This window comes from Kocuria sp. CNJ-770 (genome assembly GCF_001942375.1).
Lineage (GTDB): Bacteria > Actinomycetota > Actinomycetes > Actinomycetales > Micrococcaceae > Kocuria > Kocuria oceani.
In genome coordinates this window covers 20,554-27,361 of record NZ_MKJW01000109.1, presented here as the reverse complement: position 1 = coordinate 27,361, position 6,808 = coordinate 20,554, and the positions used below count along the sequence as shown (strand labels likewise).

Annotated in this window: 5 protein-coding genes and 1 pseudogene; 2 read left to right on the top strand and 4 right to left on the bottom strand. The window is 73.6% G+C overall.

Annotated features, from left to right (window positions below; genetic code table 11):
* Positions 1–115 precede the first annotated feature (115 nt).
* From scpB to BJF77_RS12665, 4 genes and pseudogenes are all read right to left on the bottom strand, one after another.
* A complete protein-coding gene (gene scpB, locus BJF77_RS12680; protein ID WP_075872399.1) occupies positions 116–730 on the bottom strand; it encodes an SMC-Scp complex subunit ScpB in 615 nt (204 codons plus the stop codon).
* A complete protein-coding gene (locus BJF77_RS12675; protein ID WP_075872398.1) occupies positions 727–1,632 on the bottom strand; it encodes a ScpA family protein in 906 nt (301 codons plus the stop codon). Before BJF77_RS12675 ends, scpB begins: the two co-directional genes overlap by 4 nt.
* Positions 1,632–2,524, bottom strand: a pseudogene (locus BJF77_RS12670) (ParA family protein). The gene BJF77_RS12675 and the pseudogene BJF77_RS12670 overlap by 1 nt, the downstream one beginning before the upstream one ends.
* A gap of 243 nt (positions 2,525–2,767) precedes the next feature.
* Positions 2,768–4,192 (bottom strand): cation:dicarboxylate symporter family transporter, encoded by a 1,425-nt coding sequence (locus BJF77_RS12665; protein ID WP_075872397.1) that lies wholly within the window; start codon positions 4,190–4,192, stop codon positions 2,768–2,770.
* Positions 4,193–4,411: 219 nt separating this feature from the next.
* Here BJF77_RS12665 and BJF77_RS12660 point away from each other — a divergent pair, with 219 nt between their 5' ends.
* Positions 4,412–6,040 (top strand): ATP-binding protein, encoded by a 1,629-nt coding sequence (locus BJF77_RS12660; RefSeq protein ID WP_075872396.1) that lies wholly within the window; start codon positions 4,412–4,414, stop codon positions 6,038–6,040.
* The gene (locus BJF77_RS12655; protein WP_075872395.1) at positions 6,037–6,729 is read left to right on the top strand and encodes a response regulator; all 693 of its coding nucleotides are present in this window, start codon (positions 6,037–6,039) and stop codon (positions 6,727–6,729) included. Before BJF77_RS12660 ends, BJF77_RS12655 begins: the two co-directional genes overlap by 4 nt.
* Positions 6,730–6,808 lie beyond the last annotated feature (79 nt).

Sequence of the window (6,808 nt, the reverse complement as noted above, 5' to 3'; positions counted from 1 at the left end):
TCCGGGGCGGCCGGATGATGAACGTGGGGGGCTTCCCGCCCTGGGAGCCGGGGCCGCGGCGGCCGCCGGGTCCGGGGCGGCCGGATGATGAACGTGGTGTGGCCATGGTGGTGTCTCAGTCCTCGTAGTGGTCGATCTGATCGATGCCCGGCAGGTGAGGGGCGATGTCCGGGAGCTCGTCGAGCGACCCGATGCCCATCCTCTCCAGGAAGAACGTGGTGGTGCCGTAGAGCACCGCCCCGGACTCGCCGTCCCGCTCGAGCTCGCGGATCAGCCCCCGCTGCACGAGGGTGCGGACGACGCCGTCGACGTTCACCCCGCGGATCGCGGAGATCCGTCCTCGGCTCACGGGCTGGCGGTACGCCACCACGGCCAGGGTCTCCAGGGCCGCCTGGGACAACCGGGCGGTCTGCCCCTCCGCGACGAACGCGGAGACGACCGGGGCGAACTCGCTGCGGGAGTAGATCCGCCATCCGGCACCGGTGCTGCGCAGCTCGAAGCCGCGCGGCTCCAACGTTCCAGCATACCCCAGATCCGCGGCCCGTCCGTCGTACTCCGCGCGCAGCCGGTCCAGGACCCGTTGCACCGAGGCGACGGGGACCACGAGCGCGGCGGCGATCTCGTACTCGCCGACGGGCTCGTCGGCGACCATCAGGATCGCCTCGACGGCGGCCTTCAGGCCCCCGGGCAGGGCCTCGAGGTCCGGACCGGCCTCCGGCACGGCGCTCACGCGGGCACCCCCGCCGCGGACCCCACGGACGAGGGGACCGGGTCCGCCGCCGGTCCGGGCGCCGGGGCGCCGGCCACGCCGGTGTCGTCCGTGGTGAGTCGCTCGACGGTCCACCCGCTGCCGGCTCCGGTCCAGCGCACCGTGAGCTCCCCCAGCGGGGCCTCCTGGGACAGCTCGATCACGGCGTCCCGGAACATCTCCAGCAGCGCCAGGAACCGGACGACCACCGCCAGGGTGGACCCTGCCTCGGCCACCAGTGCGTGGAAGGAACGCGGCCGGCCGTCGCCGAGCAGGACCACCAGGGCCTCGGCCTCGTCCCGGACGGAGACGGCGGCCCCGTGCAGGTGGTCGACGCCGACCTCGGGGGGCGTCCCCGGCCTGGCCGCGAACACCGCACGGGCGATCTCGGCGAACTGTTCGGGGGTGGTCCGCCAGTCGAGCTCGGGCAGGACGGCGGCGACCTCCGGGTCCAGCGGCACCACCCGGGGCAGGCGGGCGGACTCGGCCCGCAGCCGTTCGTCGAGCAGACCGGCGACCTCCTTGAAGGCGTTGTACTGCAGCAGCCGGGCGAAGAGCAGGTCCCGGGCCTCCAGCAGGGCCACGTCCTCCTCGTCCTCGACCTCGCCGCGCGGCAGCAGCCGGGCGGCCTTGAGGTCCAGGAGGGTGGCGGCGACCACGAGGAACTCGCTGGCCTCGTCGAGGGCGCGGACCGACCCGGACTCGTGCAGGGCCCGCACGTACTGGAGGAACTCGTCGGTGACGGTGGACAGCGCGATCCGGGTGATGTCCATCTCGTGCTTGGCGATCAGGGAGAGCAGGACCTCGAAGGGCCCGGCGAAGTCCTCCAGCTGCACCGTGAAGCCGCCGGGCCCGCTGGGCTCCGGCAGCTCCTCGGGGTGCATCAGGGCGCGCCGCCGCGCGAGATCAGCTCCCGCGCCAGCTGGCGGTAGGACTCCGCGCCTGGTGGGCCGTGGCGAAGGAGAGGATGGGCTCGGCGGCGACCGTCGCGTCCGGGAACTTCACGGTGCGCTTGATGACCGTGTCGAAGACCTTCTCCCCGAACGCGTCGACGATCCGGGCCATGACCTCCCGGGAGTGCAGCGTCCGGGAGTCGAACATCGTGGCGAGCACGCCGTCGATCTGCAGGCGCGGGTTGAGCCGGTCCTGGACCTTCTCGATGGAGTCCACGAGCAGCGCCACGGCGCGCAGCGCGAAGAACTCGGCGATGAGCGGGATGACCACGCCGTGGGCGGCGGTCAGCGCGTTGACGGTCAGCAGCCCCAGCGAGGGCTGGCAGTCGATGATGATGACGTCGTAGTGCTCCTCGAGCTTGCGCAGCGCGCTGGCCAGGACCTGCTCCCGGGCCACCTCGGTGACCAGCTGCACCTCGGCCGCGGAGAGGTCGATGTTGGCGGGGAGCAGGTCCACGCCCTCGACGTCGGTCTCCTGGACCACGTCCCACACGTCCACGGAGCGGTCCATCATCACGTTGTAGACCGTCAGCTCGAGCTCGTGCGGGTTCGCGCCGAGGCCGGCGGAGAGCGCGCCCTGCGGGTCGAAGTCGACGAGCAGGACCTTCCGCCCCAGCTCCGCCAGCGCGGCCCCGAGGTTGATGGTGGACGTGGTCTTGCCCACCCCGCCCTTCTGGTTGACCATCGCGATGATCCGGGCGGGCCCGTGGGCGGACAGCTCGGGCGGTTCGGGGAAGTCGCGGACGGGACGGCCGGTGGGGCCCAGGGCTCCCGCCGCGGTCTCGCCCGTTCCGGGGATCCTCTCGTCGCTTCGCTGGCTCACTCGTGGCACCGCTCTTTCGTTCGTGGTCGCTGGCGCGCCCGGGCCGGCCCGGGCGCGGGGCGGCCCGGGCCGGTGGGGCCGACCTGGGGTTTTCCTGGACTCGATCAGCTACCAGGGTACCGCCGCCGCCTGCCGGTCCCGAATTGCCGGGGCGGCGGGGCGGGGCCGGGAGACGGACTGACCGCGCCCGCCGGACCCGGTGGGGTCCGGCGGCGCGGTCGTCCCGTCGGCAGGAGGTGGTGCTCAGCGGGTGCCGGCGGCGGCCTCGACCTTCTCGGCCACGGAGTCCTCGACACCGGCGCCGTCGGCGCCGGCGTCCTGCTCGGGGGCGCCGTGCGAGTGCGCGGCCATGGTGGACTCGTCGAACCGGTCCTGGCCGGAGAGCACGCGCTCGACCTGGTCGAGGTCGAGCTCCCGGGTCCACTTGCCGATCAGCAGGGTGGCGACGGCGTTGCCGGTGAAGTTCGTCAGGGCGCGGGCCTCGGACATGAACCGGTCGATGCCCACGATGATGCCCACGCCGTCGACCAGGTCCGGGCGGTGCGACTGCAGCCCGCCGGCGAGGGTGGCCAGTCCGGCGCCGGTGACGCCGGCGGCGCCCTTGGAGGCGATGATCATGAACACCAGCAGGGAGATCTGCTCGCCCAGGGCCAGGGGGTTGCCCATGGCGGAGGCGACGAACAGGGCGGCCATGGTCAGGTAGATCGCGGTGCCGTCCAGGTTGAAGGAGTACCCGGTGGGGACTGTCACGCCGACCACGGGCTTGGAGACGCCGGCGTGCTCCATCTTGGCGATCAGCCGCGGCAGGGCGGCCTCGGAGGAGGAGGTCGAGAAGATCAGCAGGTACTCCCGGCCGAGGTACTTCATGAGCCGGAAGATGTTGATCCCCGTGACGGCCTTCAGCAGACCGCCCAGGACCACCACGATGAACAGGACGCAGGTGAGGTAGAAGGCGATCATCAGCGTGGCCATGGAGATGATGGCCTGCACGCCGGTCTCCCCCACCACGCCGGCGATCGCGCCGAACGCACCGATCGGGGCGACCCACATGACCATGATCAGGATCCGGAAGACCAGGGCCTGGATGTAGCCGACGGCCTTGAGCACGGGCTTGCCGGCCGGGCCCATCTGCTGGAGGGCGAAGCCCACGATGAGGGCGACGAAGAGGGTCTGCAGGATGTTGCCCTCGGTCAGCGAGGACAGCAGGGTGGTGGGGATGATGCCGAGCAGGAACCCGATCGTCCCGCCCTCCCCGTCGCCGTGGCCGGTGTCCGTGATCTCGTACTCGGAGCCCTGGATGTTCAGGCCCTCGCCCGGGTGGATGAGGTTGCCCACCAGCAGCCCGATGGCCAGGGCGGCGGTGGACATCGCCATGAAGTAGGCCAGGGCCAGGCCGCCGACCTTGCCGACGGTGGCCGCCTTGGCGATGGAGCCGACGCCCAGCACGATCGTGCAGAAGATGATGGGGGCGATCATCATCTTGATCAGGGCGATGAACGCGGTGCCGATGGGCTTGAGCGTCTGGGCGAACTCGGGGGCCACGAGGCCCAGCACGGCGCCGGCGACGACGGCGACGATCACGAAGACGTACAGGTAGTGCGTCTTGTCCTTCTTCTGCTTCTGGACGGGCCGTTGCGGGTCGACGGGTTCCGTGGCGACGGTGGCCATGCTTCTCCTGACGGTGCGGGTGGAGGGTGCGGACGGACGGTACCGGCGGGCGGCGCCGGGAGGCGCTGCCCGGAGCCCGGGACCGGGCTGTTGTGACGAGTCTCACCGGCCGCCGCGGCCCTGTCGCGTTGTGGTCATAATGGTCGTGACGCCCACCACAACCGGAGCACGGGCTGAGCGCGCCGGCAGGTGGCACGGGCAGGAGGGGAGGAGGCGGGCATGTCGTTGGCCAGGCGCTTCCTCCTCCTCCAGCTGGTCGTCGTGGCGGTCGTGACCGTCGCGGTCTCCCTGGTCCTGTTCGCCCAGGAGCGGCAGGCGGTCCGGGAGCGCGCCGAGGCCGTGACCCGGGCGGTGGCCACGGCCCTGGCCGACGACCCCTACGTCCTGGAGGCCGCCGGCACCCCGGACCCGCACGCGGCCCTGCAGCCGCTCACGGACCGGCTGCTCGAGGACACGGACCTGGACTTCGTCACGATCATGGCCCCCGACGGCACCCGCTGGACCCACCCCTGGCCGTCCTCGGTGGGCGACCCCTACCGGGGCGACCGCTCGCACGCGCTCGCCGGAGAGGTCTGGACCAGCACGGAGCGGGGCAACCTCGGCCCGTCCGTGCGCACGATCGCCCCCGTGCGGGACGGGGACGGGACGGTCGTGGCGCTGGTGGCCACGGGCGTGCTGCTCGAGGCGCTCTCCGAGCAGGCGCTCGCCCAGCTGCCGGCCGTGCTCCTCGTCGGGGCGCTGCTGCTCGCCGCCTCGGCCACGGTCGCGGCCCTCGGGGCGCGCTACCTGGGCAGGGTCACGTACGGCTGGGGCCCGGCGGAGCTCGCCCAGGTCCATGCGCTGCACGACGCCGTGCTCAACGAGGCCACCGAGGGCCTGCTGCTCGTGGACCCCTCCGGCGCGGTCCCGGTGCTCAACGCCCGCGCCCGCGAGCTGCTCGGAATCGCCCCGGACGCGGCCGGGCCCGGCCGGCGCAGCGCACCGCCCGTCGAGGCGCTGGGCCTGCCCCCGGCCCTGGAGGCCGTGCTGCGCTCGGGGGCGTCCGTGCAGGAGCAGTGGGTCGTGGTCGGGGAGCGCACGCTCATCGTCTCGAGCCTGCCGGCGGGCGGGGCGCTCGCCGGGCGGGGCATGGTCGTGATCCTGCGCGACCACACCGAGATCTCCCGGCTCTCCGGGCAGCTGCGCGCCACCTCCGCCCTGGCCGGGGCCCTGCGGGCGCAGACCCACGAGCACGCCAACCGGATGCACACGGTGGTCTCGCTGCTGGAGCTGGGGCGCGAGGCGGAGGCCCTGGACTTCGCCTCCGCGGACCGGCAGCGCACCCAGGGGCTGTCCCAGGATCTGCTCGCCCGTCTGGAGGACCCCTTCCTCGCCGCCCTGCTCGTGGGCAAGACGGCCGCCGCCCACGAGCGAGGCGTGGAGCTGGAGGTCGCCGTGGGCCCGGACGTGCCGCGCGTCCCGGTCTCCCCCGCCGACCTCGTGACCCTCGTCGGCAATCTCGTCGACAACGCCGTGGAGGCGGCCGCGGCCAACGCCGACCGCGTCCGCCCCGTGGTCGAGGTGGAGATCGTGGGGGCGCCCGACGACGCCGACCCCGCCCTGGACACGGTCGTGGTCACCGTGGCCGACACCGGCATGGGCGTTCCGGAGGAGCTCGCCCAGGACGTCTTCGAGCCCGGGGTCAGCACCAAGCCCGCCGGACCCGAGGGCCGGGGCGTGGGCCTGCACCTGGTGCGCGAGGTCGTGGAGCGCTGGGGCGCCCGGATCGAGCTGGGCAACGACGGCGGGGCCGTGTTCACCGTGACCATCCCCGTCCCCCGGGACGCCGTGCCGGAGCAGGTCCCGTGACCGGGACGGTGCGGGTCCTCGTCGTCGACGACGAGCCGCTGACCGCCGCCGCCCACGCGGAGTACGTCGAGCGCTCCCCGGGCTTCCGGGCCGTGGCCACCGCCGTGTCCGGGCACACGGCGGTGCAGGCCGTGCAGGCCGCCCGCCGGGCGGGCCGGCCCGTGGACCTGGTGCTGCTGGACGTCAACCTCCCGGACATGTCCGGGCTCGACGTCGCGCGCACCCTGCGGGCGCGCGGGGAGTCGGTGGACCTGCTGGTGATCACCGCGCACCGGGACGTGGCCACCGTCCGCGAGGCGACCACGCTCGGCGTGGTGGGCTACCTCATCAAGCCCTTCACCTACGCCGTGTTCGAGGAGAAGCTCGCCGCCTACAGCAGCTACCGCTCGGCGCTCGGACGGGCCGGGGCCGTGGGCCAGGCCGAAGTCGACCGGGCCTTCGCGGCCCTGGGCTCGCCGGTGCGCGCCGCCGCGCCCAAGGGGCTCTCCGCCCAGACCCTGGCCGCCGTCACGGAGCTCGTGCGCGGCGGCGAGTGGCTCTCCGCCGGGGAGGTCGCCGAGCGCAGCACGCTGTCGCGGGTGACGGCCCGGCGCTACCTGGAGCACCTGGCCGACCGCGGCCTCGTGCGCCGGCGCTCCCGCTACGGCACCCCCGGGCGCCCGGAGCTCGAATACGCGTGGGCCGGCTGAGCGGACGCCGCCCGGGACGTCCCCTGCGCGCACCGGCACGGTGCCCGCGTCGGCTCCGGTGCGTAGTCTTCTCGGGATC

What these genes read in the sequence shown, in the direction of transcription:
- BJF77_RS12675 (WP_075872398.1), bottom strand. Translation starts at nt 1,632, where the DNA reads ATGCACCCCGAGGAGCTGCCGGAGCCCAGCGGGCCCGGCGGCTTCACG.
- BJF77_RS12665 (WP_075872397.1), bottom strand. Translation starts at nt 4,192, where the DNA reads ATGGCCACCGTCGCCACGGAACCCGTCGACCCGCAACGGCCCGTCCAG.
- BJF77_RS12660 (WP_075872396.1), top strand. Translation starts at nt 4,412, where the DNA reads ATGTCGTTGGCCAGGCGCTTCCTCCTCCTCCAGCTGGTCGTCGTGGCG.